An 18,173-nucleotide genomic window follows, 5' to 3' on the forward strand; every position below is an offset into this window, starting at 1 on the left:
GCCCGCGCGTTCATCCGGCGTTGACGATCGTGAGGCGTGGCGCGCGGACGCGACGTCCCGTGCCTCGAGCACGAGGGGAGCCCCTGACACCCTGCTGCCCGTCTCTTCCCCCGTCGGCATCGGAGACAGCCGCCACAGTCTGGAGCGCTCCCTCGCTGCCGGAACCGCCCTTGGCGACCCGGTATAATCGCCGCTTTCCCCACCTGCCTTCCCGCCGGCCCGCCCGGCCGGGTCGGACACGCGCCACCGGAGCCCGCATGTCGTCGCAATACATCTACACCATGAACCGCGTGTCCAAGGTGGTCCCGCCGAAGCGGCAGATCATCAAGGACATCTCGCTGAGCTTCTTCCCGGGCGCGAAGATCGGCCTGCTGGGCCTGAACGGCGCCGGCAAGTCGACCGTGCTGAAGATCATGGCCGGCGTGGACACCGATTTCGAGGGCGAGGCCCGCCCGCAGCCCGGCATCAAGGTCGGCTACCTGGAGCAGGAGCCGCGCCTGAACCCGGAGCAGACCGTGCGCGAAGCGGTCGAGGAAGGCGTGGGCGAGGTGCTGCAGGCCCAGGCCGCGCTGGACAAGATCTACGACGCCTACGCCGAGGAAGGCGCGGACTTCGACGCGCTGGCCAAGGAACAGGAGCGCCTGGAGGCGATCCTCGCCGCCGGCGATGCGCACACCCTGGAGAACCAGCTGGACGTGGCCGCCGACGCGCTGCGCCTGCCGCCGTGGGACGCGAAGATCTCCAATCTGTCCGGTGGCGAGAAGCGCCGCGTCGCGCTGTGCCGCCTGCTGCTGCAGAAGCCGGACATGCTGCTGCTCGACGAACCGACCAACCACCTGGACGCCGAGTCCGTGGAGTGGCTGGAGCAGTTCCTGGCCCGCTACACCGGCACCGTCGTGGCCGTCACCCATGACCGCTACTTCCTCGACAACGCCGCCGAGTGGATCCTCGAGCTCGACCGCGGCCGCGGCATTCCGTGGAAGGGCAACTACACCGAGTGGCTGACCCAGAAGGACGAGCGCCTCAAGCAGGAAGACAACCAGGAAAAGGCCCGCCAGAAGGCGATCCAGAAGGAACTGGAGTGGTCGCGGCAGAACGCCAAGGGTGGCCGTTCCAAGGGCAAGGCCCGCCTGGCGCGCCTGGAAGAGCTGCAGTCGGTCGATTACCAGAAGCGCAACGAGACCAACGAGATCTTCATTCCGCCGGGCGAGCGCCTGGGCAACTCGGTGATCGAGTTCAAGAACGTCTCCAAGCGCTTCGGCGAGCGTCTGCTGATCGACAACCTGTCGATGCTGATCCCGTCCGGCGCGATCGTCGGCATCATCGGCCCGAACGGCGCCGGCAAGTCGACCCTGTTCAAGATGATCACCGGCGCCGAGAAGCCCGATTCGGGCGAAATCGTGATCGGCCCGACCGTGCAGCTGTCCTACGTGGACCAGAGCCGCGACAAGCTGGAAGGCAACCACAACGTCTTCCAGGAAATCGCCGGTGGCCTGGACATCCTCAACATCAACGGCATCGAGATCCAGTCGCGCGCCTACATCGGCCGCTTCAACTTCAAGGGCCAGGACCAGCAGAAGATGGTCGGCTCGCTGTCCGGTGGTGAGCGTGGCCGCCTGCACATGGCCAAGACCCTGCTGCAGGGCGGCAACGTGCTGCTGCTCGACGAACCGTCCAACGATCTGGACATCGAGACCCTGCGTGCGCTGGAAGATGCGCTGCTGGAGTTCCCGGGCAACACCTTCGTGATTTCGCACGACCGCTGGTTCCTGGACCGCATCGCCACGCACATCATCGCCTTCGAGGGCGACTCGCACGTCGAGTTCTTCCAGGGCAACTACCGCGAGTACGAGGAAGACAAGAAGCGTCGCCTCGGCGACGATGCCGGCCCGAAGCGCCTGCGCTTCAAGGCGCTGAAGTAAGCAGAAGCAGAAACGCCCGCCATCCGGCGGGCGTTTCGTTCGTGGCGCTCGTCCGTCCCGCAGCGAGGCTCGCGCTGCAACGGCCGCACCCCGCGATGAAGATCAGGCCGGCTGCAGCTTGATCAACACGACCACCGCCGCGGACGTCAGCACGGCACTCGCGACGAGATAGAGCCCGAAGCCGACCATTGCGCGCAGTGTGCTGATCAGCCGCGACGCCCCTGCGAACAGGCGGACCAGCGAGTACACGCCGTAGCAGAGGGCCACGCCGATCGCGATGCCGGGTGCTGCCGGCACCCAGCGCTGCAGCAGCAGCGCGATGCCCATGAAGACGAAGGTCTGCACCGTCAGGAAGGCCGTCACCACCAGCCATTCGGGATAGTTCAGCCGTCGGGTGCCGATGAAGGCGATCCGGAAAGCCAGCGCTTCCAGCGGAATCAGCAACAGCGTGGACAGCGCGAAATTGCGGCCGATCCAACCCTGCACCTGCGCGTTGGCATCCGCCATTGCCACCAGCATCGCCTGCGTCCGTGCATCCGTCGCCATGGCCGGGAAATCGCTGGCCTGCAGACCCGCACTCATCGCCCATGGCGCGGAGACATACTTGCCGAGAAACACGATTGCCGCCGCGCTCACCATCAGCAGCAGGAACGGCTTGGCCTGGCGCGCCCGGCGTCCCTCCAGGTAATCGCGCATCAGCCGCCCGGGCCGGAGCATCAGTTCCTTCAGCGAGTACAGCAGGCCGCGATCCATGTGCAGCACGCTGTGCTCGAGCTCGTGCGCCATGAAATGCCAGTCGATCCGATGCACCGGCGTGGGCTGTCCGCAGGACGGACAGAACTTCTGCCCGGGCACGTCGACCGCACGACCACACCCCGCACACCCGCTCACATCCGACATCGACATCCCCTGGCTGCCAAGCGGCGCATCTTACCGGGAAGCCGGCACCTGTCCGTCGGCCGGTTGCCCGGGCCGCCGGCGGTCGCGTCCGGCAGGCTCACCCGCCCGGACGCTCGCGCGGGACGTGGCCGTCGGACGCGGGTGGGCAAGGCCTCAGCGCCCGTCGTCGAGTCCGGGGAACAGCACGTCGGTGAAGCCGAAGCTGGAAAAGTCCCGGATCCGCGACGGGTACAGGATGCCATCCAGGTGATCGACCTCGTGCTGGACCACGCGCGCGTGGAAACCCTCGGCGTCATGCTCGATCCAGCGCCCCGAGGGGTCGTAGCCGCTGTAGCGGATGCGCGTCCAGCGCGGCACCTTCGCGCGCAGACCGGGGATCGACAGGCAGCCTTCCCAGCCCTCCTCGATCGCGTCGTCCAGCGGGGTGACCTGCGGATTGGCCAGCGCGATGCGCGGCACTTCCGGCGCGTCGGGATAGCGGGCACTGCGTTCGAAGCCGAACACGATCAGGCGCAGGCTGCGCGCGATCTGCGGTGCAGCCAGGCCGACGCCGTCGGCCTGATCTATCGTCTGGAACATGTCCTCGACCAGGTCGCGCAGTTCGCCTGTGTCGAAGTGCTCGACCGGGTCGGCGTGGCGCAGCAGCACCGGTTCGCCCATCCTCACGATCCTGCGGATCATCCGTCCAGCTCCTTCGTCTCCGGTGTGTTGCGCGCAGCGTCACCTCGCGCTCCGCCGCCCGCACTCTCGCACCCGGTGGCCTACAGCGGACCGGCCGCCGAGCCGCCCGGCAGCGTGCGCCCCCGGCCCTGACCGTAGAACAGACTCAGCATCGGCGAGGCCATCAGCGTGGTCACCAGAGTCATCGCGAACAGCATGGTGAACAGCTCCGGCCCGATCAGTCCCGCGTCGAACCCGATCTTGATCACGATCAGCTCCATCAGGCCGCGTGCGTTCATCAGCGCGCCCACCGACAGGCTCTCGCGCCAGCCGTGCCCGTTCAGACGCGCCCCGGTGGCGCAGCCGACCACCTTCCCCAGCACGGCCACCAGCAGGATCAGCACGAAGGCGCCGAGACCTGCGCCGGTGAACGCCTCCAGCGTGGTGTTCTGCCCGGCCAGCGCGAACAGCACCGGCATCAGCAGCACGATCGCGACCGGCTCGATGCGCTTGGCCAGGAAGTGCAGCAGCCGATCGTCGCGCGGCAGGCAGACGCCGAACAGGAACGCGCCGAACACCGCATGCAGGCCGATCCACTCGGCGAACGCCGAACACGCCAGCACGCCGATCAGGATCCAGACCAGGCAACCCTGTGGTGGCTCGCCGTCGAGGCCGGCCGGGCGCAGCAGGCGCGCATAGAAGGGCTTGAGCACGAGGAAGGCGATGGCGACCAGCGCCAGCGCGCCCACGACCGCCAGCATCACCCCGCCGCTCCGGCCGCCGCTGGCCAGGCTCAGCACCAGCGCCAGGAACACCCAGACGCAGCCGTCGTCGATCACCGCCGCGCTCAGGGCCAGGCGGCCCGGCACGGTGTTGGTCATCTGCCGGTCCTTGAGGATGCGCGCCAGCACCGGAAACGCGGTGACCGACATCGCCGCGGCGATGAACAGCGCGAATGGCCAGAACGCCACGCCCGCCGGTGCCAGGGCCGGGTACAGCACCGGCGCGATCGCCACGCCCAGACACAGCGGCAGCACGATGCCCAGCAGGCCGACCGAGAAGGCCGAGCGCAGCTGTGCGCGTGTGCCTTCCGGCGCCCGCAGCTCGACCCCGACGATGAACATGAACAACGCGACGCCCAGCGTCGACAGCCCGGACAGCGCCGGCAACGACGGGCGGGCGAAGAGCGTGCCGTGCAGGTCCGGCATCCAGTGCCCGAACACGATGGGACCCAGCAGCAGGCCGGCGGTCATCTCGCCGATCACCGACGGCTGCCCCAGCCGCCGCAGCAGCAGGCCGCACAGCCGCGCGACGGTCAGGATCAGCGTGAGCTGGACCAGCAGCAACAGCGTGGCGTTCAAGAGCGGTCTCCGTTGGTGCTGGGGAAATCCCGGCGATGGCCGCCGCTGGTGCCATCATGCGCCAGCGCCGGGCTCACCGCGATCGTGCCGGCACGCGGGCCTGCCCGGCCTGCGCGCAACCCCACACGCGCTAGCCGACCGCCATGCGCCGGCGCCCGCTCCAGACCGATGGGTCGGCCGGACAATACCGCTCCAGGAACTGCTGGTGGGTCGGCATCTGCGCCACCGCCTGGTCGATCGGCTGCCGGATCGCGCTGAACAGGCGCTCCAGATCGGCATCCGAGAGCGCCTGCGCCAGCGGGTGGTGCGCCTTCGGCCTGACGCCCTGGCCCAGCATCACGTGTGTCCACGAATCCAGGCGGAACAGCTCGTCCTCGCCCTGCCACGCATAGCCACGGTCGCGGAACAGCGCGATGCGCTGGGCCAGCGCATCGGGCAGCGTCATCGCGCGGCAGTCGCGCCACAGCGGCTCGTCGCGCTGGTTGAGGTGGTAGTGCAGGATGATGAAGTCGCGCACATGCTCCATCTCGGCCCGGCTGACCTCGTTGTAGCGGTCCACCAGCGAGGCGTCGATGCCGGTGTGCGGGAACAGGTGGATCAGCCGCGCCACCGCGCTCAGCGTCAGATGGATGCTGGTCGATTCCAGCGGCTCGATGAAGCCACTGGCCAGGCCCAGCGACACCACGTTGCGGTTCCAGGCCTTTAGCCGGCGCCCGGTGCGGAACGGCACCACCCAGGCCTCGCGCACGACCGGCGCGTCGACCGCGGCGGTGAGCCTGGCCGCCGCTTCGTCGTCGGACATGTGCGCGCTGGAGAACACCCAGCCGCAGCCCACCCGGTGCTGCAGCGCGATGTGCCAGCGCCAGCCGGCCTCATGCGCGATCGCACGCGTGTACGGCACCGCCGGTGCGACCGATTCGGTCTGCAGCGCGACCGCGCGGTTGCAGGGCAGCCAGTCGTTCCAGTCCTCGTAGCCGGTCTTGAGCGTCTGCTCGATCAGCAGCCCGCGGAAGCCGGTGCAGTCGATGAACAGGTCGCCCTCGACCACCTGCCCGTCCTCCATCACCAGCGCGCTGATGTCGCCATCGGCGTGCTGGCGCACCTCGCGGACCTTGCCCTCGATCCGGGTCAGCCCGCGCCCTTCGGCCTTGCCGCGCAGGAACGCCGCATACAGCGCCGCATCGAAGTGATAGGCGTAGCTGAGTTCGGGCCGTCCCGGTGCATTCGGGTTGCGGGCCCAGCGCAGCGACCACTGCGGCGCGCCGGCGACCTCGCGGTCGAACAGCGCGAAGCGGTCGCCGCGCGAGGCCACCGACTCCAGGCAGTAGTCGCCCAGCTGCGAGTCCATGCCGCGGCGCAGGCTGTCGAGCCAGAAATGGTGGAACTCGCACGACCAGGTGCCGGCGCCGGTGTAGCCGAACGGATGGAAATAGCGGTCGCCCGGCCGGGTCCAGTTCTCGAACGAGATCGACAGCTTGAAGCTGCCGGCCACCGCGCTCATGAACTCGCGCTCGTCGATGCCCAGCAGGCGATGGAACGTGCGGATGGTCGGGATGGTCGATTCGCCGACGCCGACCGTGCCGATCTGCTCGGACTCGATCAGCGTGATCTCCAGCAGATCGCGGAACTGGTGGGTCAATGCGCACGCGGCCACCCAGCCTGCGGTCCCGCCGCCGGCGATCACGACCCTGCGCACCCTGTTGCCTTCGGTAGTCACACTGCTCCTCCCCTTCCCTGCATGACGGCGGCCTGGCCACCCCACGCCGACGACCGCCCCCCGCGGCCTGCGGCACCTGCACGGTCCAGCCGCGTCAGCGGTTGAGCCGTCCGATCAACAGCGCGCGCAGCCGGCGCGCATCCATCTCGTCCAGCGTCGCGAGCACGCCGCGCGCGGCCTCCGGCAGATGCGCACCCGCGCGGTCGGCCGGGCCGAACACGTAGTAGTCGAACACCGCGCGCCAGGCCTGCTTCTCGGATGCGGGCCGGTCGCGGATGGTCCACAGCGCATGCTGCAGCGCATGCATCGGCGTCGGCATCCAGGCCGGCACGCTGGACCACCAGTAATTGACCAGCACGTTGAACGGCGACAAGGCCTCGACGTGGTGCCACCACATGCTGGGAATGAAGATCGCGTCGCCCGGCTCCAGCGTCGCGCTGCGCGCGGCGTCCAGCGCCTGGCGGAAGCGCGGGAACCGCTCGAAATCCGGATCCTCGAAATCGACCACGCTGACCGCCTGCCCGCCCGGCGTCGGATCGAGCGGACCCGGATAGAGGTTGTCGATCTGCTCCGGCGGAAACAGCGTGAAGCGCCGCTGGCCGACCGCGCAGCAGGCGATGTTGTTGGGGGCGTCGTAGTGGCAGGACGCGGTGACCCGGTTGCCGATCCAGATGGTCGGTGGCGCCTGCACGCCGAGTGCGGCCAGATCCAGGTCGTTGCCGTCGCGCAGCGTCGGCAGGATCGCATCGACCGCCTGCGAGGCCACGTAGAAGGTCGGCGGTCGCGGATCGTCCGCATGCGCGGCGATCTGCTCCATCACCTGGTCGAGCTGGCCGCGCCGCACCTCGCAGTTCAGCGCGGTGTAGCCGGGCTGGTAGAACGGGCGGCCGGCGACCTCGGGGCCGCCATGGGAGTACTGCACCGGACGGCCGTTGTAATGCGCTCCCAGGTACGCGATCGCCACATCGGCGCCATCGCGTCCGTGGCGGACCAGATCCCAGTCGCGGACCAGCCCGCGCAGGACGACCGGCTCGACCCCGGCCAGCAGCGCCTCCAGCGGCAGCGCCTGCAGGCTGCTGCCATCGACGCTGCGGATGCTGGCGCCGGCCAGGCCCATCTCCCGGTCAGGCGTCGCGCCCGGCCTGCTCGCGCAGGCGGCGCTGCTTCTCGGCGATCAGGCGCCGGATGTTGTGCAGCGAGGACAGGACCAGGTACACGCCCTCCAGCCAGCCGGCGCGGTGCAGCTCGTGCAGCGCTTCGGCGTCGAGGGCGGCCAGCCGCTCGCGGTCGATGCCGTACAGGCCGGTGAGGTTGGCGGTGCTGCTCTCGTCGAAACGGATCTCGAGGTTCACCGGCTGGATCAGCCCATGACGCTCGAGCATGGCGAACATCGCCTTGCCCGCCTCGACGCCGTCGTTGATGCCGCGCAGCACGGTGACGATGTGCTGCAGGTAGGGGCTGTGCCCGCCCTGCGGCATGAACACCGCCTCGCCGCCATCGGTGGTGACGCGGACATGGTCCAGGTCGACATGGATGACCGGCTCGGTGCGCAGCGCGCCATCGACCTGCTGCTCCTGGAACCCGATCAGGAACGGCCCGCGCGCGATCGCGCCCGGCAGGTAGCTCGCGTTCCAGCGGTCATCCTGCAGGAACAGGTTCTCGCCCGGCTCGAAGCCCAGCAGCGCGACCGACTCGAACGTGTCGCTGCCGGCCGGCTTGCGGAAGAAGATCGGATACTCGCGTTGCAGCTCGGCGAATTCGGTGGGAAACGCGCTGACCAGGCCGGTGGCGTCGCCGAACTCCTGGCCGAAGCGGGTGACGACGCGCAGATCCTTGTGCGCCACGTTGTTGAGCAGTTCGTATCGCGCCATGCGTGTTGCGGTATCCGGTAGGGCGACGCGTGCCTGCACGCGCCGCCGGTGAACATCACACCGGGGCCGCCCGGCTGGGCGGCCCCGGTCATTGCGACTGCATCAGAACTTGTAGCGCACGCCCAGAGTGTAGCGCGGACTCTGGTCGACCAGACGCACGATCTGGCTGGCGCTGCGTGCATGCCAGCGCACGTCCTCACCGGTCAGGTTGATCGCCTCGAAGCCCACCGACCAGCGGTCGTTGAACGCGTAACCCACGCTCAGGTCGAGCTGGTAGTAGTCCTCGACGTAGAACGGGTTCTTGCTGCCGCCCTGGTTGGCCAGGATCAGGTACTCGTCGCGCCAGTTCCAGGCCAGACGGGCCGACCAGCCGTACTTCTCGTACATCAGCATCAGGTTGGCGGTGTCGCTCAGGCCCAGCAGCGCGAACTGGTCGACGTTCGGATCGCCCGCGTTGTCGAAGCCAACGTCGCCATCGACGATGGTGTAGTTGGCGTAGATGCCGAAGCCGGTATCGCCGAAGAAGTACTGCCCGCCGATTTCCCAGCCACGCAGCTTGGCCTTGTTCTGGTTGATCGGCGTGTTGACGTTGAACATGTACAGCGGGTCGTCGGCTTCGCCGTAGAGGTCGTAGGCGTTCTCGAGCGCCTGCACCTGCGCGCCGCTGCCGTTGTAGGCCGCCAGTCCACCGGTCGCCGCGGCGTTGCGGTACAGGGCCAGCGCGGAGAACAGCGCCGTGTCGTTGGCGGCACAGGCCGATCCGGCATCGTTGCCCGCAGCGGTCACCTGCGCGATGCAGGCGGCGCTGTTGAGGAACGCCAGGGCGGCCTGCGCATCGGGACCGGAGGTCGGGTCGGTCAGGCCATACAGGTTCTCGCGGACGACGGTGTTGCCGATGAAGTTGTCGACGCGCTTGTTCCAGTAGGTCACCGACAGGTAGCTGGCGTCGGCGAAGTACCATTCCACGGCCAGATCGAGGTTGCTCGACTCGATCGGATCCAGGCTCGGCGAGTTGGAGTTGCCGGTCGCCCGGCCCGCCTCGCTGATCAGCACCGAACCGCTGGGCTGGTTCGGCGTGGCGCCGACGTACAGGTTGCCGTAGGGCGCGCGCGCGATGGTCTGGCTGAACGAGGCGCGGGCCTTGATGTCGCCGGTCAGGTCCACGCTGAAGTCGACGTTGGGCAGGATGTGGCTGTAGCTGTGGTTTTCGGTGAAGGTCTGGCGGTTATCCGACGGCAGCACGCGGAAGTCGTTGTTGGACTGCCACTCGATCGCGCTCGGCACCGCGATGACCGACGTCGAGGTCAGGTCGGTCGTCTCGTAACGCACGCCGATGCGGGTGCTGGTGCTCATGCCGCCCAGCGTGCCGTCCAGCTCCACCTGCATGTAGGCGGAGTTGGTCTTCTCCTCCACCAGGTTGTTGGCGTTGTTGATCGGGTTGACGCTGAGGTTGGCGCCGTAGGCATCGACCGCCCACTGCGCCAGCGCGGTGGTGTCGCCCATCCAGGCGCGGGTCGGCGCGCCCGGTGCGTTGTAGTCGTCGAACAGCCCGACGATGTTGATCGGCCGCAGCAGCGGGTACATGCCCGGCTCGTTGCCGGTGTTGGACGCGCTCCAGTCGCCCAGCGTGCTGTACTGCTCCACCGACTGGAGCCGGTGCATCGTCGTCTTCGACGAGTCGACACCGAACTGGAAGCGGCCGTCGTCGAAGTCGAGGATGCCGTCCAGGCGTCCCTGCTTGACCTCGGTCTTCTGCCGCAGTGCGTTCACGCGCAGCACCTGCGCACCGATCTGCTCGACCGGGAACTCGGGGTTGAGCGTGCCGTTGGTGCCGGCCGCCGCGTCGCCCAGGGTCGGATACCAGGACCGCGCCATCACCGGCAGGCCGTTGTTGAAGTACAGCTCCTGCGACCAGGCGCCGCCGCAGTACGGGCCGCTGGTGCAGTTGTTGGTGCCGGCCATGCTGAAGTAGGTGGCGCCGCCACCGGTGACCGGATCGTTCGGCACGCTCTCGGAGGTGGTGTTGTGCGCATCGAACACCAGGCGCAGGCGATCGGTGGCCTGCCAGTCGGCGTTGAACCCGATCGAGTCCAGCTTGTACTTCTGCATGTTGCGCTGCTGCTCGTAGCCGAAATCCTTGGTTTCGACGATCTCGCGCAGGTACTTCGGGGTGGCGACCGCGGCGCCGTCGAACTCCAGGTGCGTGTAGCTGCCCTGCTGCAGCCACTGGGTCTGTTCGCCGCGGTTTTCCTCGATCTCGTTGGTCGAGTGGGTGTAGTCCAGGGTCAGGGTCAGCGCATCGCTCGGCGCGAACTGCAGCACCGCCTGGCCGTTGACGCGCTCGCGCTCGAAATCGGCGAACGCATAGCGCAGGTCGGCCGGCAGCGAGTAGAGCTGGCCGATGGCCGGCGCGTTGGTGATGGTGCCGCCCGGGCGGAGGATGCCGTCGGGGCCGTTCCAGCGCGCGACGTTCCAGTTGTTCTCGGTGGCCTGGACCGAACCGCCATGGCGCTTCTGGTAGCTGGCCGCCACGCCGACGCCCCAGACCTTGTCCGGGCTGGCGTAGCTGAAGATGCCCGAGACTTCCGGCGTGATGTCGCTGTCGAACAGCTGCGAGTCGTCGTAGACCGCCTTGGCACCCGCGCTGGCGACAACCTCGCCGCCGGCATGGTTGAGCGGACGGTCGGTCAGGATGTTGATCGTCGCGCCGATGCCGCCGCTGGGCACGCTGGCCTGGCCGGTCTTGTAGACCTCGATGCCGGAGATCGCCTCGGATGCGAGCTGGGCGAAGTTGAACGCACGCGTGCCGGCCTCGACACCACCGATCGGCACCTGTCCGGCGGCGCCGAACGCATCGGCGCCGGGGATCTGGCGGCCGTTGAGCGTGACCATGTTGAACTGCGGGCCGAAGCCGCGCGCGGTGACCTGCGCACCTTCGCCGTCGCGGCGCTCGATCGAGATGCCGGTGATGCGCTGCAGCGACTCGGCCAGGTTGGTGTCGGGGAACTTGCCGATGTCCTCGGCACTGATCGCATCGACCACGCCGGCGGCGTCGCGCTTGATGTTCATCGCCTGGTCGAGGCTGCTGCGGATACCGCTGACCTGGACGGTGTCGAGCGTGGTCGCGTTGTCCTGCCGCGACTGGGCGGGATCCTGCGCGAAGGCCGGATTGATGATGATGACGCCACCGACGATGGTGAACATCGCCCTGGACCGGAACTTCTTCAACTTGTGCTTCATTGGCATGCTCCTCGGCACTTGCTCCCGACGGCCATCGGCGCGTCGCTCCCTGGATCCGTCGCGGCCAGCCATGTCAGCGCTGTCACCGCGAGTCCCACCGATGTGGGACATCGACACCTGCATCCACTCATTTCGCCTCTCCCTCCCCTGCTCCGATTGATCAAACCCCCTCCCAGGGGCAGCCGACAGGCGCGATGCCTGCCCGTACGATCACGGCCGTGTGGCGACCGCCTTGCAGTGACCGGTGCGTGTGGACACCGGAAAACCCAAAAGCCGGAAACGATGCTGCGTCTACTGCGACGTGCCGTCGGTGATGCGTCCGCCCCGTGTCCATGCGGGTGAGCTGCGGAATCTGATAGCGCTATCACCGGAGATGGGGCGCACAGGTAACACGCGTTTTTTGGACTGTCACCATGCAGCGCAACAGGCTGCGTGCCGTTACGGACGCAACCGTCGCGGTACGCATCGCGATACCGCCCATGCCGGTCTGGAATGCCTGTGCGGACCGCGGCAAGTCCGCATCACCACAGGATTTTTACAATTGAATACGGCAACGCGGATCCACAGCGCTTCTGCGTACCGCTCCACGCATTTCCGTTCCGGTGACAGCACCGTTGACCTGCGCTGTCATCCATTTGCTGCAGTGCCGCATGCATTTGCGAAGAGCAGCGCGACATGACACCGGGAGTCAATGCGCGCTCAAGGTCAGAGGGCGAACATCGAACCGAACTCGGCTCCACCTCCAGCACTCGCCCTACGAAGACGCGGGCATGCCTGCCTGCCATCCAGGGTGTGCGCAGAAACGCGGAAGGCGCCCGAGGGCGCCTTCCGGATCGAACCGTCGCTGTTCGCGTGACCAGCCCTACTCGCCAGCCGCATACGGCGAACGCAGCGGCGTCGGCTGCCGGCCCAGCGCGGCGCCGAAGCGGTCCAGCAGGAACCGCAGGTACAGGTTGGTGCCGAACTGCTTGTAGTCGCGCGCGTTGTTCAGCTCCAACCGTGTGCCGAGGAACAGCTGCGGCGACAACTGCCATTCGGCAGCGCCGCTGACGTTGTAGGACATGCCGGTCTTGGTCTGCCCCAGGAACACCGGTTCGACGTACTCGGTGGTCAGGCCCAGCAGCGCGGCGATCGACGCTGCCTCGTAGGCGGCCTGCTGCAGCGCCGGGTCGGTGGGGAAGTACGGCGCGGCATCGACCTTGAAGTGCTGGACGCCGACGCTGGCGTCGAGCTGCCAGGTCAGGCGCCGGCCGCGTCCGTTCCAGTGCACCGGGAAACCGACGTCCACATACTCCTGCGGACTGAAGTAGCCGCCATGGCCGTAGGTGAAGCCGCTGAGGTTGCGGTCGTACTTCATCGCGCTGAGGTTGAGTCCGGCCGTCAGCGACTGGTTGGTGGTCTGCAGTGCATGCACGTAGATGCCCACACCCAGTTCCTGGCGATCGTTGTCGGCCACGTTCTCGCCTTCCAGGCGATGCCAGGCCAGGCTGGCATAGCCGCCGAGCAGGCCGTTGTCGACGGTGGCCGCGACTTTCGCACCGGTGGCGGTGACGCCGCCCCACTGCAGGCCGGTGCGTGGATCCTCGACGCCGGCGAACGACAGCAGGCTGTCGGTGACCGCGCGCCGCGACGCGTCGGCCGACCAGGTCAGGCGCTCGCCCGCCTGCCCGCGCCAGCCCAGGCCGCCGACGATCTGCGAGTCCTGGAAGCCCAGCGGAGTGCTGCCGATGTCGGCGCGGAAGCCGCCGATCTCGTACCCCACCGACACGCCGGCGCCGCTGGCGTCCTGGCTGCCGACCGGACGCGCGCCGGCCGCGTTGGCGACCATCGCGTACAGCGTGTCCTGGAAGGCCAGCGGCGACTGGGTGGAGGCGCCTCCGCGCGCCAGCGCCTTCAGCTGCGCCTGCTGCTCGGTGGTCAGGCCGCGCGCCAGCAGCGCGTTGCCGAGGATCTGCCCGGCGATGTCGCCGATCGGCGTGTTGGCCAGGTCGCGGCTGAGGATGTAGCTGGGCAGCGGATCGGCGTACAGCGCCTCCAGGGCCGCGATGCGCCGCTCGCTGGCGGTCAGCAGCACGTCGGTCTGGTTGTACAGCTCCTGGTAGCGGCCGCTGTCCAGCGCGTTGTCGTAGATCAGGTTGCGCGTGGCGTTGGTGTCGCCACGGGTCAGCAGGGTCTGGTACAGCGCCGAGCCGACCAGGTCGTCGACCGGCGTGCGGTCGGCGGCCAGCGCACCGGCCAGCGCCGACTGCGGCCCCGCGCCGAAACGGCTGGCGGCCGGATAGTCGACGCCGAGGCTGCCGGCATCGAGCACGGTCGGGGTGACGGTCGCCCGCAGCTTGCCTTCGCCGAGGGCGAAGCGGCCTTCCAGCGGCACCTGCAGATCGTCCAGGCGCCCCAGGCCGGCCTCGCCATCACGGGTCCGGTAGGCGGCGCCGACGGCCAGGCTGCTGCTGTTCTGGCTCTGCAGATCGCGCAGTTCGCCGAGCACGCCGGTCGCGGCCGACGCCTGCGGCAGGGCCGCGGCGGCCAGTGCCGGCGCGGGCGCGGGCTGGACCGGTGCGATCGACGCGGCGCTGCGCTGGCCGGGCACGGGCAACGGCACCCCACCGACGGCCGGCGCGCTGGCGACCACCGGCGACGGCAGGCCATCGGCGTCGAGCACCACCGACGGTGCACGCGCATGGGCCGTCGCCGGCAGCGCGGCCGGTGCGGCATAGGCGGCCGGCAGCGGTGCCGCCGCGAGGCGCGCGGTGGCCGCCGGCATCGGCATCGGATCGCCACGCAGCGCGGCGCTGCGCGCGCCCGGCCCGTTCAGGCCGGCGAAGGGATTGAATGCACGGCCACCGCTGCCGGCGAACGCGCTGCTGGCGACCGGATAGCCGTGGTCGAGCTGGCCGGCACTGCGCGCCTGCGCGGCCAGCGATGCCCGGAAGTAGCTTTCGGCCTTGCGGTTCTTGCCGGCGGCGCGGTACACGCGGCCCGCGGCGGCCAGCACTTCGGGCGATTCGGGCGCCTGCGCCAGCGCGGCCTGCAGGTACTGCTCGGCGGTGTCCAGGTCGCGCATCGACGCGGCGCTGCCGGCGGCGGCCACCATCGCATCCAGGTCACCTGGCGCCAGCTGCAGCTGCTGCTGGTACAGCGCCAGCGCCTGCTGGTGATCACCGGCCGCGCCGTACAGGCGTGCCAGCGCCGCCACGGTGCGCGGATCCTGCGGCTGCTGCGCCAGGACCGGCGCCAGCGCCTCGTAGGCGCCTTCCAGGTTGCCCAGCTCGCGCAGCGCATCGACCTGGCGCAGCACGTAGCCGGTGCGCAGGTCCTGGTAACGGGTGGCCTGCGGCGCCGACATCGGCGCATCGCGCAGCTGCCGCAGCAGCGCGGCGACCTCGGCGTCCTGCCGCGCGCGCAGCAGCACCGAGGCGTATTCGAGCCGCTCGTCGATGCCCGGCGACGGACCGGCGACCAGACGCTGGCCCAGCACCAGGGCGCGTTGCTGGCTGCCGATGTCGGCATAGGCGCCGGCCATCGCCGCGGCGGCCGCCGGCCGCTGCAGGCGGTCGCCCAGTGCGGCCTCGGCGCGCGCGAGCAGCAGCTGCGCCTCGCCGGCGCGGTTCTGCTGCATCAGCACCCGCGCCTGCGCGGCCTGCATGTGGATCCAGGCGGTGTCGTGCAGCGCGGCCATCTCGGCATCGCGCGCACCGGCCGGGATCCGCTCCAGGCTGGCGTAGGCGCTGCGCCAGTCGTCGCGCTCCTGCGCGAACAGCGCGTTGACGAACAGCGCCTGCGGCGAGTCTGCGTCCAGCGCCTGCAGGCCGTCCATGATCGCGCGCGCCTGGTCCGGCCGACCGGCGCGCTGGTACAGGCGCGCCAGCTCCAGGCGCAGCCACGGGTCGCGCGGCTGCTCGAGCAGCGCATCCTCCAGTTCGATCCGCGCCGCATCGGTATCGCCCGACGCCAGCGCCTGCTGTGCACGTGCGCGCGCCACGGTGGCGCGCAGGGCCGACGCGCCGCCGGCGCGTTCCTGCTGCTCGGCGCTCAGCTGCGCGAACAGCGCGCTGGCCTCGTCGGCGCGGCCCTGCCGTCCGTACAGCCCGATCAGGCCCTGCAGCGCGCCGGCGTTGGCCGCATCCAGTTCCAGCGCCCTGCGGTAGCTGCGCTCGGCGGCGACCGGATCGCTGCCCCCCTGCAGATCGCCGAGCGCGACATGGCCGGTGGGTTCGTTGGGCAGCAGCCGGATCGCTTCCTCGACCCGCGCCAGCGCCTCGGCGCCGCCGGCGCCCTGGTCGCGGACCTCCTGCAGCGTCTGCCAGTAGCGGGCGCTGTTGGCCGCCGAGCGCCACTTGCCGTTGGCCGCGGCGGCCGGGCGCAGCAGTTCGCTGGCCTCGGCGAAACGCTCCTGGCGCAGGCGCACCGATCCCAGGCCGCCGAGCGCCTCGGGGTCGCGCGGACGCGCGCGCAGGACCTGCGCGAAACGCGCCTCGGCCACGGCCACGTCGCCGGCCTCCAGCGCGCGGAAGCCCTCGCCCAGCAGGCGCTGGTTGGGATCCTGCTGGACCGCCTGCACGGTCGCCTGCTCGCGCAGCTGCGCCTGCTTGGCGGCGACCTCGCGATCGTTGGGCTGGGCCTCCAGGAACACCTGGTACAGCGGCGCGTCGGCATTGGTGGCGTTGAGCCACAGCAGCGCCTGGCGCCACGCGGCGCGGGCCGGGCCACCGACGTCGTTGCGCTGGCTGAGCGCCCGCAGCTGGTTGATGCCCTCGCGCCGGGTCGGTTCGCGGTAGGTCAGCACCTGGGCCAAAGCCAGGTTGGTCGCGGCGTCGTTGCGGCTGGACGCCAGCCTGCGCAGGCCGTCACGTGCACGCTCCCAGCCATCCGGCGTTCCGGCCAGCACCTGGTAATACTCCAGCGCGAGGTCGTCGGTCGGTCCACCGCTGCCGAAGGCCTCGTCGTAGGCGCGTACCGCTTCGACGTAGCGCCCAGCCGCGGCCGCGCGCCGCGCGTTCTGCAGCTGGTTGCTGCCGCCACCGCCCAGCGCCATCCGCAGCCGCGTGGTCTGCGGCGCGCCCGGATGCGCGCTCTGCAGCTGCTGCATGCGCCGCTGCGCTTCCGCGCGGCGGCCCTGGTTGAGATCGATCAGGCCCAGGCCGAGCAGCGCGTCCGGCTGCTGCGGATCGACCGCCAGCAGCTTGCGCCAGGCGTCGGCGGCCAGATCCTCGCGGCCCTGGTCGTGCCAGTAGTTGCCCTGGTTGACCAGCTGCTGGGTCGCCGCGGTCTGGGCCAGGGCCGGCGTGGCGAGCACGCACAGGTCCAGCAGGCCGACCAGGCAGATGGGCTTCAGCGTCTTGCGGAACATTGGGTACTCCAGGCGGGCTGCAGGCGCCCGTCGGCGGAAAAGCGGTAGCGGCGATCCAGCCAGCCCTTGCCGAACAGCACCAGGCAGCGGTCGTAATAGGTCAGTGCGGCGGCGGCGGGCCCGGACGACGGCACCAGCGCGGCCTGCGCCTTGACCAGCGCGGGCTGGGCCTGCGCGGTCAGGTAGGGCAGCAGCGCGGCGGCGAAGCCCGGCGGCGGCGTGCCGCTGCCCACGCCGTTGCGGGTATCGATCTTCTCGGCGAAGCGGCCCTGCGTGCGCAGCATCTGCAGCGGGCCCGACAGCGCGTCGAGCAGCTTCCTGCGCAGCGGATCGCCGGCATCGGTCATGCCCGCCCACAGGTAGGTGCGGATCGCGTCGTAGCTGCCCATCACGCCCTTGGCCGGGTCGGCGACGAAGGCACGCCGGTTCCAGGCGATCCAGTCCGGCGCGAAGCCGACCGGCGCGGCCAGGCGGTTGAGCTCGACGCTGCGCTCGGCCAGTTTCGCCCAGGGACCCTTGCTGTCGACCGCGGCGAAGCGGCGGAACACGAACAGCGGCAGGTAGCTGGGATTGAGCGTCCAGCGATCGGCCTGGACGAAGCCCTGGTTGCCGGGCAGCAGCATCGTGCCGAAGCCGGGCAGGTCGACGATCTCGGCAGTGCGCATCAGCGCCAGGATCTGGCGGCCGGCATGGGTGTAGCCCGGGCGCTTCCACAGCCGGCCGGCCTCGATCAGCGCATAGGCGATCCACAGCTCGCCGTCCGATGCGGTGTTCGGGTCCAGCACGCGCCAGCTGCCATCGCCGGCCCTGCCCCACAACCAAGCGGGCAGGTTGACGTCCGGACGGCCACCGCTGAGATTGCGGCGGGTCCAGCCCAGGATCCGTTCGAACAGGACCTGGTCGTTGTCGACCAGGGCGAAGAACAGGCCGTAGGACTGCGACTCGGACGTGCTGCGCAGGTCGGCGTTGACGAAATCGACGATCCGCCCGTCCTGTTCGACATGCCTGTCGACGAACGCGCGCCACTCGGCCCAAGGCGCGCTGCACGACGCATCCTGGGCGCGCAGCGGCAGCGCCGCGGCGGCGCCGGCCGCGGCCAATGCGAGCAGCAGGCCGCGACGGCGCGCATCGATGGCAGGACCGGTGCGCATG

General features: G+C 69.7%; 10 protein-coding genes. 1 reads left to right on the top strand and 9 read right to left on the bottom strand.

The window, feature by feature from the left end; translation table 11 throughout:
• The first annotated feature begins 257 nt into the window (after positions 1-257).
• Entirely contained in the window at positions 258-1,922 is a 1,665-nt protein-coding gene (gene ettA / locus IB242_RS12545; protein WP_192279795.1) for an energy-dependent translational throttle protein EttA, read from the top strand.
• Positions 1,923-2,024: 102 nt separating this feature from the next.
• Here ettA and IB242_RS12550 read toward each other — a convergent pair whose 3' ends face one another.
• The 9 genes from IB242_RS12550 to bcsZ all read right to left on the bottom strand — a co-directional run bounded on the left by IB242_RS12550 (position 2,025) and on the right by bcsZ (position 18,172).
• Entirely contained in the window at positions 2,025-2,675 is a 651-nt protein-coding gene (locus IB242_RS12550; RefSeq protein ID WP_192279797.1) for a DUF3667 domain-containing protein, read from the bottom strand.
• A 300-nt stretch (positions 2,676-2,975) separates the two neighbouring features.
• Positions 2,976-3,503 carry a peptide deformylase gene (gene def, locus IB242_RS12555; RefSeq protein ID WP_192279799.1) on the bottom strand — a complete coding sequence of 176 codons (528 nt, stop codon included), beginning with the start codon at positions 3,501-3,503 and terminating at the stop codon, positions 2,976-2,978.
• Positions 3,504-3,583: 80 nt separating this feature from the next.
• Positions 3,584-4,843 (bottom strand): cation:proton antiporter, encoded by a 1,260-nt coding sequence (locus IB242_RS12560; protein WP_192279801.1) that lies wholly within the window; start codon positions 4,841-4,843, stop codon positions 3,584-3,586.
• A gap of 130 nt (positions 4,844-4,973) precedes the next feature.
• Positions 4,974-6,560 (bottom strand): tryptophan halogenase family protein, encoded by a 1,587-nt coding sequence (locus IB242_RS12565; protein ID WP_192279803.1) that lies wholly within the window; start codon positions 6,558-6,560, stop codon positions 4,974-4,976.
• 94 nt (positions 6,561-6,654) lie between these two features.
• A complete protein-coding gene (locus IB242_RS12570) occupies positions 6,655-7,677 on the bottom strand; it encodes a cupin-like domain-containing protein (RefSeq protein ID WP_192279805.1) in 1,023 nt (340 codons plus the stop codon).
• Positions 7,678-7,684: 7 nt separating this feature from the next.
• Positions 7,685-8,431: a SapC family protein gene (locus IB242_RS12575; RefSeq protein ID WP_192279807.1), complete on the bottom strand. Its 747-nt coding sequence runs from the start codon at positions 8,429-8,431 to the stop codon at positions 7,685-7,687.
• A gap of 102 nt (positions 8,432-8,533) precedes the next feature.
• Positions 8,534-11,671: a TonB-dependent receptor gene (locus tag IB242_RS12580; protein WP_192279809.1), complete on the bottom strand. Its 3,138-nt coding sequence runs from the start codon at positions 11,669-11,671 to the stop codon at positions 8,534-8,536.
• Positions 11,672-12,533: 862 nt separating this feature from the next.
• The gene (locus tag IB242_RS12585; RefSeq protein ID WP_192279811.1) at positions 12,534-17,021 is read right to left on the bottom strand and encodes a cellulose biosynthesis protein BcsC; all 4,488 of its coding nucleotides are present in this window, start codon (positions 17,019-17,021) and stop codon (positions 12,534-12,536) included.
• Positions 17,003-18,172, bottom strand: coding sequence for a cellulose synthase complex periplasmic endoglucanase BcsZ (gene bcsZ, locus IB242_RS12590; RefSeq protein WP_192279813.1), 1,170 nt, complete (start codon positions 18,170-18,172; stop codon positions 17,003-17,005). Before bcsZ ends, IB242_RS12585 begins: the two co-directional genes overlap by 19 nt.
• Position 18,173 lies beyond the last annotated feature (1 nt).

Origin of the sequence: Xanthomonas sp. XNM01 (assembly GCF_014851915.1) — a bacterium.
In the GTDB taxonomy this organism is placed as follows: domain Bacteria; phylum Pseudomonadota; class Gammaproteobacteria; order Xanthomonadales; family Xanthomonadaceae; genus Pseudoxanthomonas.